At 64.6% G+C, this 1,933-nt stretch carries 2 protein-coding genes; both read left to right on the top strand.

Translation table 11 applies throughout. The features are described 5' to 3' along the window. Window positions 1-275: 275 nt before the first annotated feature. Window positions 276-1,226: an NAD(P)-dependent alcohol dehydrogenase gene (locus IWX89_RS18270; RefSeq protein WP_196904957.1), complete on the top strand. Its 951-nt coding sequence runs from the start codon at window positions 276-278 to the stop codon at window positions 1,224-1,226. A gap of 213 nt (window positions 1,227-1,439) precedes the next feature. Continuing rightward, window positions 1,440-1,933, top strand: a 494-nt coding sequence (locus tag IWX89_RS18265; protein WP_231383496.1) for a DUF6226 family protein, incomplete at its 3' end; no start/stop codon positions are given.

The following is a 1,933-nucleotide window of genomic DNA, read 5'->3' as shown; positions in this document are numbered from 1 at the left end:
GATCAACAAACCAGCAGAACAAGACAAGGTCCAACCCGCGGCGACGCTAGCCGCCTAAACTCCCACTGGCCTCATTCGCCTTGACAAATTCCGGTTCGGCATCTGGCTAATCGTCCACGAGTTCCGCTCCACCGCGACGGCCGTTCGCTCGCACGGGAGCCCCTGACATGAGCGCCTTGTCCTCAATCAGGTCGCCCTCCTCCGCAGCGCGGCAAAGCCGCGCGTACGATGACTCGCATGTCCAATTCCGCACGTCTCCCGCTTGGCCGATCAGCATGAGGGCCGTCGTCTACGACCGGTACGGTCCGCCCGACGTGCTGAGGGTCGAGGAGGTTCCGGTGCCGGCGCCAAGTGCAGCTCAGGTGCTCGTCGAGGTCGCCGCGACATCCGTCAATCTCTCGGACTGGGAGGGGCTGCGGGGAATTCCGATGTACGCGCGATTCGGCGGGCTACGCACACCGGCGCGCCGGGTGCTCGGCTCCGACATCGCCGGACGCGTCGCATCCGTCGGATCCGGTGTCACGCGGTTCCGCGTGGGTGATGAGGTGTACGGCGACAATCTGGGCCTCATGGGCGGTTTCGCCGAATACGCGGTGGCTCCCGAATCGGCACTCGCACACAAGCCATCAGAGTTGACATTCGCCGAGGCCTCGACACTGCCCCAGGCGGGCTCGATCGCGTTTCAGGGAACCGCCCGCGCACGCCGCGGGCAGCGCGTGCTGATCAACGGTGCGGGCGGCGGAGCGGGCTCGTTCGCGATCCAGCTCGCCAAGCTCTCGGGCGCGCACGTGACCGGGGTCGACAACGCAGGCAAGCTCGATTTCATGCAGAAACTCGGCGCCGACGAAGTGGTCGATTACCGCAGTCAGGACTTCACCAGGCTCGAGCCGTACGACCTGGTGCTCGATCTCGTCGCGCACCGATCCGTGTTCGCCTACCGGAGGGCGCTGACCCGCGGCGGCCGCTACCTCTGCGTCGGCGGAACCGTGCGAACGCTGCTGCGGGTCATGACGGTCGGGGCCGCGCTTGGCCTGCTGACCAGGCGCCGGCTGGGGATCCTTATTTCGCGGCAAGGACCGGCGCATTTCGAGCCCGTCGCAGAGCGTTGCATCGCTGGCGACCTTCGCATCCACATCGACCGCGCCTTCCCGCTCAACGAGGTACCGCAGGCCCTCGCCTACGTCGGTGAAGGGCGCGCGCTCGGCAAGGTGGTCGTCACACCCTAGATTTGATTGAGGCCCAGAAGTGTGACATTTGTCTTTAGGCTGTGTTGCCGATCCGGGCGTCGTTGAGGTAGGCGTTGATGCGCTCGTCGATCCGCTATCCGGACGCCTCCGATGTCCCGCATGCCGTTCGGTCTGTGAGGTGTCCTCTGAGGATCCGATATGCGGGCCAACCGCTTGCTCGGCGACCAGAACACTGACGGATAGTTTGTGAACATGACAGAGTACCGACGCCCCACGTTTCCGGTGGAGATCTACCGCGATGAGCAGGGCCGTCCGATTTACTACGGCAATCGATGGGGAGGAGAGTCTCCACCCGAAGACTCGTATTCCCGTCTCAGCAATCCGCAGCGTTTCGCGCCTCTGCACGCCGTCGCCGACGCCCTCATCGATTGGCTGCAGGACACCTTCGACGTGACTCTCGAGCAAACCCCGAGCGCCACCAGCGATCTTCTGCACATGCCAGATCATGTTGTCCGCGCAGTACGTGTCGTGCCTCGCGACCCGACAGCGGCCCTGCTGACATTTGTCCTCACACCGTTCCCGGGGATCGACCTTCACGCAGGTGTACTCCACGACTTTCACTTGCCCGTGTGCGGCTGTGATGCCTGCGATGACGTTGTGCGCGCGCATGGCGCATTCCTCGTAGAGGACGACTGGGCCCATGATTTCGGCATCGACACCGACCCGCGCCCTGTCGCCGCTCGCGA

The organism is Cryobacterium sp. MP_M3 (assembly GCF_015752155.1).
GTDB lineage: Bacteria > Actinomycetota > Actinomycetes > Actinomycetales > Microbacteriaceae > Cryobacterium.
Note: the sequence above shows the minus strand (reverse complement) of the source record. Positions and strands in the feature narration are given on the sequence as shown.

Coding starts and splice junctions, on each gene's coding strand:
- IWX89_RS18270 (WP_196904957.1), top strand. CDS start 276: ATGAGGGCCGTCGTCTACGACCGGTACGGTCCGCCCGACGTGCTGAGG.